Genomic DNA, 16,083 nt, shown 5'->3' with positions numbered 1-16,083 from the left:
CAAATGAAATTTCTTATTTCAATTTTTTCTTCACTTCTACTTCTTGGAAAGCTTCAATTAAGTCTAGCTCTTTAAGATCGTTGTAGTTTTTAATCTGCATACCACAATCATATCCTTTTGACACTTCCTTAACATCATCTTTAAAACGTTTTAAAGTAGCTAATTCCCCCGTGTAGATAACCACCCCTTCTCGAATCAAACGGATTTGTGAATTTCGGTAAATCTTACCATCAGTAACCATACATCCAGCAATAGTTCCCACTTTAGAAATTTTGAATAACTCACGAATTTCAGCAGTACCTGTAATTTCTTCTTTTAATTCTGGTGAAAGCATTCCTTCCATGGCATCTTTTAAATCATCGATAGCTGCATAAATAATAGAATAATTACGGATATCAATTTCTTCTTTCTCAGCCAATGCTTTAGCATTTCCTTGCGGACGCACGTTAAACCCAATAATAATTGCATCAGAAGCAGACGCTAATAATACATCCGATTCAGTGATGGCACCAACACCTTTGTGAATAATATTAATTTGAATTTCTTCGGTAGACAATTTAGAGAAGGAATCCGATAACGCTTCTACCGATCCATCTACGTCTCCTTTTAAAATTATGTTTAATTCTTTAAACTGACCTAAAGCAATACGACGACCAATTTCTGCTAATGTAATGTGCTTTTGCGTACGAACCGATTGCTCACGTTGCAATTGCGTTCTTTTTGCAGCAATTTGTTTCGCCTCTCTTTCATCATCATATACATTGAATTTATCACCGGCAGTAGGAGCTCCATCCAAACCTAAAATTGATACCGGTGTTGAAGGTCCAGCTTCTGTAACATTATGTCCACGCTCATCAAACATAGCTTTAATCTTACCATGATTTTTACCTGCCAACATATAATCTCCAATTTTCAAAGTACCCGCTTGTACTAAAATGGTAGTTACATAACCACGTCCTTTATCTAATTGCGCTTCTACAACCGTTCCTAGAGCATTTCTATTTGGATTCGCTTTTAATTCTAGAACTTCAGCTTCTAACAATACTTTTTCTAATAATTCTTTTACTCCTAAACCTGTTTTAGCAGAAATATCATGAGATTGGTATTTACCACCCCAATCTTCTACTAACAGATTCATTCCTGCTAATTTTTCTTTAATTTTTTCTGGATTTGCGGTTGGCTTATCCACTTTATTAATGGCAAAAATCATGGGTACTCCAGCAGCTTGTGCATGACTAATCGCCTCTTTCGTTTGTGGCATGATATCGTCGTCAGCAGCAATTACTATAATAGCAATATCTGTAACTTGAGCACCACGAGCACGCATTGCCGTAAAGGCTTCGTGACCAGGAGTATCTAAGAAAGCAATTTTTTGTCCGTTATCTAATTCTACACCATAAGCACCAATATGTTGGGTAATTCCACCAGACTCCCCAGCGATAACATTTTCTTTACGAATATAATCCAATAAAGATGTTTTACCATGATCTACGTGGCCCATTACCGTTACGATTGGAGCCCTATGTACTAAATCTTCTGGATTATCTACAATAACTTCTGCAGCTTCTTCAATATCCGTTGTAATAAACTCTACTTCATAACCAAATTCATCCGCAACAATTGATAATGTTTCAGCATCTAATCGTTGATTCATGGTAACCATAATTCCAAGTGACATACACGTTCCAATCACTTTTGTAATTGGCACATCCATTAAAGAGGCAATCTCACCTACAGTTACAAACTCGGTTACTTTTAAGATTTTACTTTCTAAGTCCTGTTGTTGTAACTCATCATCAACACGCTGACGGTGTGATTCTCTTTTATCTTTTCTATATTTAGCCGCTTTAGAACCTTTTTTACCTTTCCCTTGAAGTCTTTCAAGAGTTTCTTTAATTTGGTTTTTTACTTCTTCTTCAGTTGGTTCCGTTTTTTGAACAACAACTTTTTTACCTTTATTAAAACGATCTTTAGAGAAATCTTTTTTAACGCCTCCACCAGCTTGGGGTCCTGTAGCGTTATTATTATTTGCACCAGGAACTGGTTTTGTTATTCTCTTTCTCTTATTCTTATTCGAATTGTTATTATTATTGCTGCTATTTGCTCCACCTACATTAGGTCCTTTAGCATCCCCTGGTTTTTTAATATCTTTACGTGGTTCAATTTTCTTTTTAGGCTTATTGAACTGACTTAAATCAATTTTTTGTCCAGTAAAAGTAGCTCCAGAAAGTTTTTGATAATTGGTTGCAATTTTATCATCCTCAGTAGATTCTTGAGTTGGATTGTTTTTCTCAACAGAAGAATTAGTAACCACTTTAGGTTGCTCAGCCTTTTCAACCGCTTTTTCAACTGTCTTCAAAACTGGTTTTTCAGGCGCTACTTTAGGCTGCTCTTCAGCCACCACTTTTGGTTCTTCTTTTTGTTCTTCAACAACGACAGGTTTTTCCTCAACAACGGGAGTTTCTTGTTTAGGTTCTACCTTTTTTGGATTTAAATCGATTTTTCCAACCGCTTTAGGACCTGCTAAAGAAGCTCTTGCTTTAATTACTTCTTGTTTTTGCAGTTCTTCATGCTGACGTTTAATTTCAACCTCTTTTTCTAGCTCTTTTTTAAGCGCTTCTTTCTCTTTTTTCTTTTCTTCACTTACTTCAAGAGAGGCTACTTTCTTGCCTTTATCGGCAGAAAATTGACTGCATAAGACATCGTATTCCTCTTGAGATATTTTAGCATTTGGACTTGCTTCAATTTCATGATCCTTTTCTTTTAAAAAGTCCACAGCTCTATCTAGAGAAATGTTTAACTCCCTTAAAACTTTATTGATTCTTATAACTCTTTTGTCAGACATATAATCTTTTTTCTAATTCTTTTTGTTTTGTGTGTTGTTGTCCAATTTTTAAGAATTAATCTTCTAATTCTTCTTTTAAAATTCGAATAACATCTAATATTGTTTCTTCTTCTAAATCAGTTCTTCTTACTAAATCTTCTACATCCTGACCTAAAACACTTCTTGCTGTATCTAAACCAATCTTTTCAAATTCTTCAATTACCCAAGCATCAATTTCATCTGAAAACTCTCTTAATTCTACGTCGTCAACTTCAACAACACCTTCTCTAATAACATCCAACTCATAACCCGTTAATAAACTTGCTAATTTGATATTATATCCTCCACGACCAATGGCTTTAGAAACTTCTTCAACTTTTAAAAATACTTCTGCTTTTTTAGTTTCTTCATCAATTTTAACGGAAGAAACTTTAGCAGGACTTAATGCTCTTGTAATATACAATTGAACATTGTTGGTATAATTAATTACATCAATATTTTCATTTCCTAACTCACGAACGATACCATGAATTCGAGAACCTTTCATTCCCACACAAGCTCCTACTGGATCAATTCTATCATCATAAGAATCCACAGCTACTTTTGCTTTTTCACCAGGAATTCTCACCACCTTCTTAACATTGATTAAACCATCAAAGACCTCAGGTATTTCTTGTTCAAATAATTTCTCAAGAAATTCAGGAGCGGTTCTCGACATCATAATTTGAGGCTTGTTTCCTTTTAGTTCAACACTCTCAATGATTCCCCTTACATTATCTCCTTTTTTGAAATAATCATTTGGAATTTGTTTTTCTTTAGGCAATACTATTTCATTCCCATCATCATCCATCAAAACAACCATTTTTGGTCTAACATGATGCACTTCTGCAGTATAAATATCGCCAACCAAATCTTTAAATTGTTTATATAGATTGGTATTATCATGTTCATGAATCTTGGATATCAAGTTTTGACGAAGTGCTAAAATAGCTCTTCTTCCTAATTGAAACAACTTCACTTCTTCAGATACCTCTTCACCAACTTCAAAATCGGGCTCAATTTTTCTTGCATCTGCTAATGAAATCTCAGAGTTTTCATCTTCAACCTCTCCATTTTCAACAACAGTTCTATTTCTCCAAATCTCCATATCTCCTTTATCAGGATTGATAATAATATCGAAATTATCGTCTGAACCGTATTTTTTCTTCAATGCATTTCTAAACACATCTTCTAAAATTGCCATTAAGGTAACTCTATCTATGAGCTTATCGTCTTTAAATTCTGAAAACGATTCTATTAACGCAATATTTTCCATGTCAACTCTTTATTTAAAATAATACTATTACTGTAGCTTCTTTAATTTCAGAATAAGGCAAATTTACAGATTTTTCTACTGTTTCTTTCCCTTTTCCGATTTTTTTTGGTTCTCTTGCTTTCCATTCTAATGTAATACCATTATCATCGGCAGCAGTAAGTAAGGCTTCAATTTCTTCAGAAGAAGTTGTTTTTACTTTTAAATTACGACCAATATTCTTTTTATACTGCCTCACCAACTTTAGCGGACTCGAAAGTCCTGCTGAAGCCACTTCAATACTAAAATCATATTTTTCGGCATCTAAACTAGCATCTATAGCACGATTCACATCGATACAATCTTGCAAAGTAACTCCTTTATCGCCATCTAAAATAATATTAATTTTATAGGCATCATCTACTTTTAAATCAATCAAAAAAAGCGAAGGGCGCTCTTCAAGCGCTTTGTGCAACAATTGATTTACTTCCTCTTTAAATGTCATATTTTTATAAAAAGAGGCACGCGTTGCGTGCCTCATTATTTAACTACTATATAAATAATCGATGCAAATATACATAATATTTTTTTTAATTTAAAATAATTGTTTAATTAGAATATAATCAGTAACTTTATGATGTAAACTTTTACAATTCAAACTAAAAAATATATTTTATGAAAAAAATTTTAGTACCCACAGATTTTTCCAAACATGCCGAATATGCCTTAAAAGTTGCTGCTCAAATTGCCAAAAAAGACGATAGTGAAATTATACTTATTCACATGTTAGAACTTCCTACTACCGGAAATGACGCTATAACTTCTTCACACGAAATACCCGAACTAATGCTTTTTAAAAATGCTGCAATTGCCAAATTAGACAATTTGATGAACGCTCCTTATTTACAAGGCATAAAAACTACAAAAGTAATTCAGTTTGAAATTGCATTTGACGGTATCATGAGCAATCAAAAAACACACAATGCCGATTTAATTGTAATGGGATCTCACGGAGCAAGTGGTTTTCAAGAAATGTTCATTGGCTCAAATACCGAAAAAGTAGTTCGAAATGCCGAAATACCCGTTTTAGTTATCAAAAGAGAAGAAACCGACTTTAGTGCCAAAGATTTTGTATTTGCTTCCGATTTTTCAGACGAAATAAAAAGTCCGTTTGAAAAAGTAGTGGATTTCGCTAATAAATTTAATTCTCACATTCATTTGGTAAACATAAACACCCCAAACAATTTCAAATCAACTCGTGTAGCGCAAAAAATCATGGATGATTTTGTTTCACATTTCAACATCAATAGCTTTTCAACACACATTTATAACGACATCAATGTAGAGAAAGGAATCCTTCATTTCGCTAAAAGCATTGATGCAGATATTATTGGAATGAGCACACATGGAAGAAAAGGGCTTTCACACTTCTTTAATGGAAGTATTAGTGAAGATCTTGTAAATCATGCTAAAAGACCTGTTATTACCTTCAAAATATAACTTAAAAAAACATAAAAAAAAGCCTCTCAAATGAGAGGCTTTTTTTGTTGGCCCACAAGGACTCGAACCTTGAATGACGGTACCAAAAACCGGAGTGTTACCATTACACCATGGGCCATATTTCCTGAATGCGAGTGCAAATTTAAAACATATTTTTTAATCTGCAAGTTTTTCTAAAAAAAATATTAAAATTTATTTTAAATCTTTTCTACTAACAAAAAAGTAGTTTCTTTGTATTACAAATTAAAAAAGACAAATATACATTTTATGACTGCATTTAATTTTAAAAAATGGAATACGATTATTGGATGGCTCACTTTTGCAATTGCTTTGGTAACTTTCTCTTTAACCGTTGAACCTACAATGAGTTTTTGGGATTGTGGTGAATATATTGCTACTTCTGCCAATCTCGAAATCGGACATCCTCCAGGTGCTCCCTTATTCCAAATGTTAGGTGCTTTCTTCGCCATGTTTGCAACCAGTACCTCAAAAATTGCTTTAATGGTAAATATGATGTCGGTATTCTCAAGTGCTTTTACCATACTGTTCATGTTTTGGTCACTGACACTTTTAATGAGAAGAATTTTTATAAAAGAAGAAAATGCCTCAACAGAGAACGCTATTATGATTTTAGGTAGCGCCTTTGTAGCTTCATTAGCATTTACGTTTTCAGATAGTTTTTGGTTCAATGCCGTTGAAGCAGAAGTATACGCAATGGCTTCATTCTTAATTGCAATCTTATTTTGGTTAGGCTTACGATGGGAACAAGACATGGATAAGCCCAAAGGAAATAAATGGCTTTTAATTATATCCTTAGTAATTGGATTATCATTTGGAGTTCACTTTATGACATTATTAACTTTACCTGCCATTGGTTTTCTTTATTTTTTCAAGAAATATAAAAATATTACTTTAAAAAGTTTCCTCATTGCTAATGTGGTCATAGTTGCAATTTTGCTTTTTATTTTTAAATTATTACTTCCCTATACTTTAGCTTTTTTTGGAAAAACAGAAATCTTTGCAGTAAATAACTTAGGACTACCTTTTAATTCAGGAACTATAATTGCTTTCCTTGTATTATTATCTTTATTTTATTTTGGTTTGCGATATACAAAAGCGAAAGGTCATGTGTTTTACAATACCATTATTTTATCCGTTTTATTCATATTAATTGGATTCTCAACATGGTTAATGCTCCCCATTAGAGCCAATGCAAATCCTCCTATAAATGAAAATAAACCTTCTGATGCAGCTGAAGTCTTAGCCTATTACAACAGAGAACAATATGGAGAACAGCATCTTTTTTATGGCCCTCAATTTTCTGATAGTTATTCTGGATTAGACGAAAATAATCCTTATACAGATGGAAAACCAAATTATGAAAGAGATTACAAATCTGGAAAATATATAATTACTAATAATTATAAAAACGCCAATCAAAATACTGACGACAACCACAAAGCTTTTTTGCCTAGAATGTGGAGTAGCGATCATAGTGAAAATTACATGCTATTTACAGAACCGTTAGATTTCAGAATTAAGCCGGAATATGCAGACGAACAAGAATTGATTCAAATAGTTGCTGAATTTAGAAGTGCATTTAACAGCCACCGTTTAGATTATGAAGATTATGATAAATTTTTAAAAGGATATGGAGACTATTTAATCGTTGAAAAACCAAGCTTCTTTAACAATATGAAATTCATGTTTGAATACCAATTTGGCTATATGTATTGGAGGTACTTAATGTGGAATTTCACTGGAAGACAAAGCGACAATCAATGGAAAGGAGACAATACAGATGGAAACTGGATTAGCGGTATCAAACCCTTAGATGCTATACGTTTAGGCTCTCAAGACAATTTAACTTCTGACATGTTGAACAACAAAGGAAGAAATACCTACTTCTTTTTACCTTTTATTTTAGCAGTAATTGGTATCATATATCATGCAAAAAAAGACATTAAAAGTTTTTACGTTTTACTTGTTCTATTTTTATTTACAGGTTTAGCACTAAAAGTATATTTGAATGAACGCCCATTTGAACCTAGAGAAAGAGACTATGCTTTAGTTGGATCTTTCTATATTTTTGCAATGTGGATTGCTTTTGGAGTCTATTCTTTATATGATGGAATAAAAAAATACCTGAGCCCAAAGCTTACGATTCCTATTGTTTTAGGATTAACTTTATTAGCTGCACCTGTGCTTATGGCTTCTCAAAATTGGGATGATCATTCTCGTGCTAACAAATACACTGCATTAGCAAACGCAAAAGCGTATTTAGATTCTTGTGATGAAAATGCCATTCTATTTACGATAGGCGACAACGACACTTTCCCTTTATGGTATGCACAAGAAATTGAAGGTTATCGTACGGATGTTCGAATTGTAAATACGAGTTTATTTATGACCGATTGGTACATTGATCAAATGAGGAGAAAAGCGTATGAATCTGATCCGATTCCACTGACTATGTCTCGCGACTTGTATAAAGGTAGTAATAGAGATTATAGTTTCTTTATTGAAAAAACGAAAGACTCTATACTCTTACAAGATCTAATTCGTTTTCTATCTTTAGAAGATGAAAGAGCCAAAATCGAACTACGAAGTGGTCAATCTGTAAATTATTTCCCATCGAATAAAATTATCATTCCGATTGATAAAGAAACCATTATAAAAAACAAAGTTGTTTCACCAAAATATTACGATTCAATTGTACCGTACATCGAATTCAAAATCAAAGGAGATGCTTTGTACAAAAACAGATTAATGATGTTAGATATTATTAACGCAAATAATTGGGAAAGACCTATTTATTTCACTGGTGGTAGCTTTGGAGATGATGATTATTTATGGATGAAAGATTATCTGGAATTAGATGCTATGTGTTTTAAATTGGTTCCGATTAAAACCAAAAAGAATAATGACGGTCCAAATCCATTAGAAATGGGATTCATTGACTCCGACAAAATGTACAACATTATTCGCAAATGGGATTGGGGCAATAGCGGAAACACAAATATGTATTATGATCCAGAAACGCGTAAAAACGGGATAACCTATAGAACGAATTTAGCTCGTTTAATGGAAACTTTAATTAATGAAGGCAAAATGAATCAGGCAGAAAAGATAATTGATTTGGCGATGGAAAAAATGCCAATTGATTATTTTGAGTACTATACTCTAGTAGACCCATTTGCAGAAGGCTATTATGAAGTTGGAAAAAAAGAAAAGGCACAAGCAATCATTAAAAAGCTAATTACGAAGTACCAAGAAGAATTAACCTATTACAAAGGCTTAAATAAAGCAAATATGGAAAGAGATGATATGATGGTCATCATTTCAAATATTGAGCGCTACAGAAGTCTCTTAAAAATTATGAAACGAGCGAATGACACCTCTTTTTATAATGAAGAAAAAGTTAAATTCAATAATTACAACAAGATGTTTCCTGAGTTTGACAGAGATATGGAATAAAACTAAACATACCTCATCATCCTAAATAAAAAAGTGAGATCTTATTTACAGGTCTCACTTTTTTATTTTTACATTTACAAAATGAACCGATTTTGGATTAAAACACCCTTTTTTTTTGAATATGTATTTCCTAAATACCATTGGAAAATTAAAAATACGTCACGAAAAATTTTTCTAACTTTTGATGACGGACCTATTCCTGAAGTTACCGAATGGGTATTGGATATATTAAAAAAGGAAAATATAAAAGCTACGTTTTTTTGTATTGGGGAAAACATATCAAAACACTCCGATATATTTCTTCGTATAATAAAAGAAGGGCATAGTATTGGCAACCATACTTTTAATCATCTTAATGGTTGGAAAACGAATTCAAAAGAATATATTACAAATACAGATTATTGCCAGGAAGCAATTAAAGATCAATTTAAAATTTTAAAAAAAGAATATGATACTTCTTTTCTATTTCGTCCCCCATATGGCAAAATAAAAAACAAACAAGCAAATAGACTTAGAGAAAAAGGATTTAAAATAATAATGTGGGATGTTTTAAGCTATGACTTTGATCAAAGTACTAGTCCTGAAAAATGTTTAGACCATGTTTTAAAAAACACTACAACTGGAAGTATTATTGTTTTTCACGACAGCTTAAAAGCTAGAAAAAACGTAGAGTACGCTTTACCTAAAGCAATACAAAAATTAAAAGAAAAAGGGTTTACGTTTGAAACGCTTGATTAGGCTTGCTCTTGAACAAGAGCAATTAAAGTATTTGCATCCATTTCACCGCTTTGTCTCCAAACCATTTGACCTTCTTTATAAATCATCAGTGTAGGCAAACCTTTTACTCGTAAAGCTTCCGCAAGCTCTCGATTTTTATCCACATCAATTTTTATTACTCTAGCTTTATCTCCTAAAGCCGCAGCAACATCACGAATTACTTCATTCATAGCAACAGAAGGTTCATTCCATTCTGTAAAAAAATCTATCAATACAGGTACACGTGCATCGATAAGTTCACCAAATTTTGACATAAATCGAAATTTTTAAGCAAAAATAATATACAAATGTAGCATTTTTACTGAATTAAGCCACATTTTAACCTTTTTTTAGTTCTATTACAGTTATTTCAGGCATAATTCCTACTCGACCTGGATAGGCATGAAATCCAAAACCCCTATTCACATAAATATATTTTCCTGTATTTTCATATAAACCTGCCCATTGCTTGTATACATATTGTACAGGACTCCATTTAATCCAACCTGGAATTTCAATTCCAAACTGAAACCCATGGGTATGGCCAGAAAGTGTTAGATGATAATGATCTTCATGATGTTGAACCTCAGCATCCCAATGACTAGGATCGTGACTCATTAAAATTTTAAAATCTTCTTTTTTCACATCTTTTGAAGCCACTTTTAAATCTCCAGCTTTTTTAAAATGCCTTCCCCAATTTTCAACACCTATTAATTTTATGCTATCATTTCCTTTGGTAATCGTTACATTTCTATTCAACAATAAATCAAAATTAATTTGACGATGCAGATCTTTGATAGCATCGAAATTTTGTTGTTTCGCTTCATTAGAATCCCAATCAAAATATTCTCCATAATCATGGTTCCCTAAAACAGAATATTTTCCCAATTTTGGATTATGAATTTTTTTAAAGGTATCAATCCAAGGTTCCATTTCTTTCGCATGGGTGTTTACAATATCTCCCGTAAACAAAACCAAGTCCGATTGCTGTTGATTAATCAAATCAATAGCATATTCAATTTTTTCTTTATCATCAAAGCTTCCACTATGAATATCAGATATTTGTGTAATCGTAGTACCATCAAATGACTCTGGTAAATCTGAAAAATACAATGTTTTTTTTCTAACTTTAAAATTATATTTTCCTATTGTCATCCCATATAACAATGACCCAAAAGGAATTGCAGCTAAACTAAGTGCAATTTGACTAACAAATTTTCGCCTTTGCGGGAAAAAATAATCGCTATTATTATTTCCAATAAAATAATTCAAACAGCCCGCCAGTAATCTGTAAATGTCTTCTCCTAAGAGAATGACTGTTATAAAAATTTTTGGCAAAAAAGTAATCAAAAACAAACCAACAGTAAACAAAGATTGCTTATTTTGACCCGATCCTCTATCGTGAGTTAAAAAGAAATAGGTTATATATAGGATAACACTTAAAGAAAGTAAAAGATAAATTCCAAGTACCCATTTTGACTTTATTACTGTTTTTACAGCCTGAAAAGAATAAAACTCTAATAAAGAAATTAATAACAGCGGTATTAACCAACGAAGCATTTTCTATTTTTTAGACAAAGTAACGAATAATCAAGCAGTAGCAAGTAGGAATTATTAAAACTTTAACGAACGTAAAAAAAGCACTACCCTTTCGAATAATGCTTTCTATTTTTAAACTTTAAAAAAGTCTTTTTTAGTACACGAGTAAGTTTAGCGATACAATAAAGATACTTCCGCTACCTCCTCCATATTTTTCAGCATAAACTTCTAAATAGTCATTCGGACTTAATTCTGTAATCGCATTAATTGGAGTTGCAAGAATATCTGAAGTTGAATTCGCTTTTACATATACTTTAGATTTATTAATTACTGTTCCATTTTTTGCGATATAAAGTATATAGACAATACCATTTGTAGAAGATTGAAATGAAACTGATCCACTAACTTTAAAAAACCGCTTTGCTTTCCCTAAATATTGCAATCTATTGTCTGTTCCACCCCTTGAAAAACGAAAAAGATTATCTGATGTAGTCGTACCAGCTAATTTCGCAGGACTCCCTGAAACCGTAGTTGATACTCCAGAACCTACAGGATAATCGTAATTGATATCTCCCACTGCAACCCTATCTCCTTCAAAAGGGATTCCTGAACAATTCACATTCCAAGTATTATTAAAATTAAAACCGGTATAAGAACCTGTCGTATACCCTTTCACATACAAACCAGTAGATAAAGTTCCTGCAAAATTTACGCCATATAACGTTCCATCTGATGAAACCGTTGGGTTTGAAGACATGTCCATACCAATAGCTGTTCCATTTACATCCATAAAACCGCCTTGCTTTTGAATAGAGGTAAAAGTTCCCTCATATTTTTCAAAAGTACCTAGGTTATTACCAAACCAAGCTTGGTTATCCAATAGCAATTTTCCAATATTCCTATAAATTAAACCGTTAGAATTGCTTACAAATTGAATCACACTTCCAAAAACTAAAGTAAAACTTTGCAAAACACCTACATTACTTGAATTTGCAATAACACAGTCCCTGAATATCATCGACTGCGTTCCTCCTCCATTTATATTAAAAACATTACCAGCCGAAGCTACTAGTGTAAGCACTTTGATTGTACCTCCTGTACTTCCTGTAAACAAATCTCCTGTTGCTTTTACTAATTTATCATCACCAGCATCTAAACCAACTAAATACGCATTATTTAATTCTATTGGCAAATTAACTAAAACAGTACCATTAATTTCATATAACGTTTGTGAGTCTAACAAATACTTAGTTCCTCCTCCAGCAGCTAACTCTGCAGCCAAAACGGTTGCCAAAACATCCGTTGATTTAATACGCTTAAATTTAGACCTTCCTTGTTTAATGTTTATCCAAGTACTAGCTGAAGCATCGTAGTAACTATATTCTTTAGTATCTGTATCAAATACCATCAAACCATTAGCAGGTGAGGTAATTGCATTCTTTTGTGCTGTTGTCATTCTTGGAGTTAAAAATCCTTTGGAATTTGAATTTACTTCAAGTACTGATGAAGCATCTGGAGAAGTGGTGTTAATCCCTACTTGAGCAACAGAGTACTGCATTAAAAAACTCATGCATGTTACCAAAAAAAACAATTTAAAATGGGGCCATTTTTTTTTCATAATCTTCTATTATTTTTAGATTAAAAGTAATCAAAAGACTTATTAAAGGCATTGATTATCAAAAGTTTAACTTTAATTACATTTTTTCTATAGTTTATGTTAATTATATTTTACAATGAAAAAAGGAATAAATGTTTTAAAGAATTGTATTTTTACATTTCGAATTAAAAAATAATTTCATGTCACAAAAACGATTATTCCTACTCGATGCTTATGCGTTAATTTTTAGAGGTTATTATGCTTTTATTAAAAATCCAAGAATTAATTCTAAAGGAATGGACACTTCTGCTATAATGGGATTTATGAATTCCTTAATGGATGTTATAAAAAGAGAGAAACCAGACCATCTAGCCGTAGCATTTGACAAAGGAGGAAGTGATTTTCGTTTAGAAATGTTTCAAGAATACAAAGCAAACCGAGATGAAACTCCAGAAGCAATAAAAATTGCCGTTCCTTACATTCAAGAATTACTAAAAGCCATGCATATACCAATTATGGAAAAAGCAGGTTTTGAAGCGGATGATTTAATTGGAACCTTAGCCAAACAAGCTGAAAAAGAAGGGTACCAAGTTTTTATGGTTACTCCAGATAAAGATTTTGCGCAATTAGTTTCTGAAAATATTTTCATGTATCGTCCTGCAAGAATGGGGAATGGAATTGAAATTTGGGGTATTCCTGAAGTACAGGAAAAATTTGAAGTAGAACGTCCTGAACAGGTTATTGACTTTTTAGGAATGATGGGAGATGCTGTAGACAATATTCCTGGATTACCTGGCGTAGGCGAAAAAACTGCTAAGAAATTTTTAGCAGAGTATGGTTCGATGGAAAATTTATTAGCCAACACGCATCAGTTAAAGGGAAAAATGAAAGAAAATATTGAAGCTAATAAAGAAAAAGGATTGCTGTCTAAAAAATTAGCCACTATACTTTTAGATTGCCCAGTGGAATTTAATGAAAAGGATTTTGAACTTTCGCATCCTGATGTTGAAAAAACAGATGCTATTTTTCAAGAGTTAGAGTTCCGTCAAATGAAAGCACAATTTGACAAACTTTTTGGTGCTAATGGAAATTCAAATGAGGAAGACACACCTTTAAACCAGAGTGGAGCAAAGAAAAGTCCCGTTAAAAAAACAGCAGAAAATCAAATGGATTTATTTGGCTTTTCAGACGATCCTTCTGAAGAAAGCACTACAAATTCATACTACAATACATTAGAAAATACCGAGCATTTCTATCAAATTGTTCAAGGGGATTTAGCTCTAAAATTACTATTACAAAATTTACAAAAGCAAACTTCCGTTTGTTTTGATACAGAAACTACAGGTTTAGATGCTTTGCATGCAGAATTAGTAGGTATCGCATTTTCATGGGAAAAAGGAAAAGGTTTCTATGTTCCGTTTCCTGAGAATCAAGAAGAAGCAAAAGCTTTAGCTGAAAAACTACTTCCTTTCTTTGAGAACGAGCAAATTGAAAAAATTGGCCAAAATTTAAAATACGATTTAAAAATTTTAGCAAATTATGGCATTACTGTAAAAGGAAAGTTTTTTGATACCATGATTGCACACTATTTAATCAATCCTGATATGCGACATAATATGGATGTATTATCAGAAACGTATTTAAAATATGCTCCAAAGTCAATTGAAACATTAATTGGCAAGAAAGGGAAAAATCAAAAATCGATGCGAGAAGTTGCTATTGAAGAGGTTAAAGAATATGCTGTTGAAGATGCAGATATTACTTTTCAATTAAAAGAACACTTCCAACCTATATTAGAAAGAGTAGGAACCAAAAAATTATTTGACGAAATAGAAATTCCGTTACTTGAAGTACTTGCAGCTATGGAAAGTGAAGGAATAAATTTAGATGTTGATTTCTTACAAAAAATGTCGAAAGACATGCAAATTGAAATAGACACTTTCGAACAAAAAATATATGAGCTAGCTGGTGAAACCTTTAATTTAGCTTCTCCAAAGCAGTTAGGGGATATTTTGTTTGATAAGCTAAAAATTGGCGGTACCAAGCAAAAGAAAACCAAAACTGGTCAATATGCAACTGGGGAAGAAATTCTAAGTTACTTAGCCAAAGACCACGAAATTGTGCGTCATATTTTAGAATGGAGACAACTTGTTAAATTAAAAAGCACTTATGTTGATGCGCTTCCAAACCAAGTAGATCCTAAAACGCATCGTGTACATACCGATTACATGCAAACGGTTGCTGCTACAGGTCGTTTAAGTTCTAACAATCCAAATTTACAAAACATTCCTATTCGTACAGAACGTGGAAGACAAATTAGAAAAGCATTTATTGCAAGAGATGAAAATCACACCTTATTAGCAGCCGATTATTCACAAATTGAATTACGAATTATTGCTGCTTTATCTGGCGAAACAACCATGATAGAAGCTTTTCAAAAAGGAGAAGACATTCACCGTTCCACAGCCTCTAAAGTATTCAATGTACCTTTAGAAGAGGTAACCAAAGAACAACGTAGCAATGCTAAAACCGTAAACTTTGGTATTATATATGGCGTTTCCGCTTTTGGATTAAGTAATCAAACCGATTTAACACGTAGCGAAAGTGCTGAATTAATAGATGCCTATTACAAAACATATCCTAAATTAAAGGCTTACATACATGATCAAATCGATACGGCAAGAGAAAAAGGATATGTAGAAACTGTTTTAGGTAGAAGACGTTACTTAAAAGACATTAATTCGGCTAATGCTGTGGTAAGAGGTGGTGCAGAACGAAATGCAGTTAATGCTCCCATTCAAGGAAGTGCTGCAGATATTATCAAATTAGCTATGATTAATATTCATAACCGTTTAAAAAAAGAAAATTGGCAATCAAAAATGTTATTACAAGTGCATGACGAATTGGTATTTGATGTACACAACAGTGAGCTAGAAAAAATCCAACCCATGATCAAACAAGAAATGGAAAATGCTTTTACATTATCAGTTCCACTTACTGTTGATTTAGGTTTGGGAAGAGACTGGCTAGAAGCACATTAATACGATTTTTAAGCTATTTACGCAACCTAATTGAAGGGAACCCATCTTAATAAAAAAA

10 protein-coding genes and 1 tRNA gene are annotated in these 16,083 nt (G+C 32.6%); 4 read left to right on the top strand and 7 right to left on the bottom strand.

Annotated elements, in window-relative coordinates; all coding sequences use genetic code 11:
* Positions 1-13 precede the first annotated feature (13 nt).
* The 3 genes from infB to rimP are packed head-to-tail and all read right to left on the bottom strand — an operon-like array spanning position 14 to position 4,620.
* Positions 14-2,845, bottom strand: a complete 2,832-nt coding sequence (infB, locus tag NHF47_RS04875; RefSeq protein ID WP_252763881.1) for a translation initiation factor IF-2 — start codon at positions 2,843-2,845, stop codon at positions 14-16.
* Between the two features lie 55 nt (positions 2,846-2,900).
* On the bottom strand, positions 2,901-4,139 hold the full coding sequence (gene nusA, locus NHF47_RS04870; protein ID WP_252763880.1) for a transcription termination factor NusA: 1,239 nt from the start codon (positions 4,137-4,139) through the stop codon (positions 2,901-2,903).
* A 13-nt stretch (positions 4,140-4,152) separates the two neighbouring features.
* The gene (gene rimP, locus NHF47_RS04865) at positions 4,153-4,620 is read right to left on the bottom strand and encodes a ribosome assembly cofactor RimP (protein ID WP_252766057.1); all 468 of its coding nucleotides are present in this window, start codon (positions 4,618-4,620) and stop codon (positions 4,153-4,155) included.
* A 170-nt stretch (positions 4,621-4,790) separates the two neighbouring features.
* Here rimP and NHF47_RS04860 point away from each other — a divergent pair, with 170 nt between their 5' ends.
* Positions 4,791-5,615: a universal stress protein gene (locus NHF47_RS04860; protein ID WP_252763879.1), complete on the top strand. Its 825-nt coding sequence runs from the start codon at positions 4,791-4,793 to the stop codon at positions 5,613-5,615.
* A gap of 47 nt (positions 5,616-5,662) precedes the next feature.
* On the opposite strand, the gene NHF47_RS04855 is transcribed toward NHF47_RS04860, so the two are convergent.
* Positions 5,663-5,733, bottom strand: a tRNA-Gln gene (locus NHF47_RS04855).
* Positions 5,734-5,882: 149 nt separating this feature from the next.
* Here NHF47_RS04855 and NHF47_RS04850 point away from each other — a divergent pair.
* Both NHF47_RS04850 and NHF47_RS04845 read left to right on the top strand, forming a co-directional pair.
* Positions 5,883-9,092, top strand: a complete 3,210-nt coding sequence (locus NHF47_RS04850) for a DUF2723 domain-containing protein (protein ID WP_252763878.1) — start codon at positions 5,883-5,885, stop codon at positions 9,090-9,092.
* Between the two features lie 81 nt (positions 9,093-9,173).
* The gene (locus tag NHF47_RS04845) at positions 9,174-9,830 is read left to right on the top strand and encodes a polysaccharide deacetylase family protein (protein ID WP_252763877.1); all 657 of its coding nucleotides are present in this window, start codon (positions 9,174-9,176) and stop codon (positions 9,828-9,830) included.
* On the opposite strand, the gene NHF47_RS04840 is transcribed toward NHF47_RS04845, so the two are convergent.
* The 3 genes from NHF47_RS04840 to NHF47_RS04830 all read right to left on the bottom strand — a co-directional run bounded on the left by NHF47_RS04840 (position 9,827) and on the right by NHF47_RS04830 (position 13,005).
* Entirely contained in the window at positions 9,827-10,123 is a 297-nt protein-coding gene (locus NHF47_RS04840; RefSeq protein WP_140999224.1) for a co-chaperone YbbN, read from the bottom strand. The two genes, NHF47_RS04845 and NHF47_RS04840, sit on opposite strands and share 4 nt — an antisense overlap.
* Before the next feature lie 64 nt (positions 10,124-10,187).
* Positions 10,188-11,408: a metallophosphoesterase gene (locus NHF47_RS04835; protein ID WP_252763876.1), complete on the bottom strand. Its 1,221-nt coding sequence runs from the start codon at positions 11,406-11,408 to the stop codon at positions 10,188-10,190.
* 133 nt (positions 11,409-11,541) lie between these two features.
* A complete protein-coding gene (locus NHF47_RS04830; RefSeq protein ID WP_252763875.1) occupies positions 11,542-13,005 on the bottom strand; it encodes a hypothetical protein in 1,464 nt (487 codons plus the stop codon).
* A 179-nt stretch (positions 13,006-13,184) separates the two neighbouring features.
* Between NHF47_RS04830 and polA the strand changes: the two genes are divergently transcribed.
* Positions 13,185-16,025 (top strand): DNA polymerase I, encoded by a 2,841-nt coding sequence (polA, locus tag NHF47_RS04825; protein ID WP_252763874.1) that lies wholly within the window; start codon positions 13,185-13,187, stop codon positions 16,023-16,025.
* The last annotated feature ends 58 nt before the right edge of the window (positions 16,026-16,083 follow it).

This window comes from Flavobacterium sp. NRK F7 (assembly GCF_024054195.1).
Classification (GTDB): Bacteria; Bacteroidota; Bacteroidia; order Flavobacteriales; family Flavobacteriaceae; genus Flavobacterium.
Note: the sequence above shows the minus strand (reverse complement) of the source record. Positions and strands in the feature narration are given on the sequence as shown.

Bases quoted from the DNA above. Each gene is read 5' to 3' on its own strand.
- NHF47_RS04845 (WP_252763877.1), top strand. From the start codon at position 9,174: ATGAACCGATTTTGGATTAAAACACCCTTTTTTTTTGAATATGTATTT.
- NHF47_RS04850 (WP_252763878.1), top strand. From the start codon at position 5,883: ATGACTGCATTTAATTTTAAAAAATGGAATACGATTATTGGATGGCTC.
- NHF47_RS04860 (WP_252763879.1), top strand. From the start codon at position 4,791: ATGAAAAAAATTTTAGTACCCACAGATTTTTCCAAACATGCCGAATAT.
- NHF47_RS04835 (WP_252763876.1), bottom strand. From the start codon at position 11,408: ATGCTTCGTTGGTTAATACCGCTGTTATTAATTTCTTTATTAGAGTTT.
- polA (WP_252763874.1), top strand. From the start codon at position 13,185: ATGTCACAAAAACGATTATTCCTACTCGATGCTTATGCGTTAATTTTT.
- nusA (WP_252763880.1), bottom strand. From the start codon at position 4,139: ATGGAAAATATTGCGTTAATAGAATCGTTTTCAGAATTTAAAGACGAT.
- NHF47_RS04830 (WP_252763875.1), bottom strand. From the start codon at position 13,005: ATGAAAAAAAAATGGCCCCATTTTAAATTGTTTTTTTTGGTAACATGC.
- rimP (WP_252766057.1), bottom strand. From the start codon at position 4,620: ATGACATTTAAAGAGGAAGTAAATCAATTGTTGCACAAAGCGCTTGAA.
- NHF47_RS04840 (WP_140999224.1), bottom strand. From the start codon at position 10,123: ATGTCAAAATTTGGTGAACTTATCGATGCACGTGTACCTGTATTGATA.
- infB (WP_252763881.1), bottom strand. From the start codon at position 2,845: ATGTCTGACAAAAGAGTTATAAGAATCAATAAAGTTTTAAGGGAGTTA.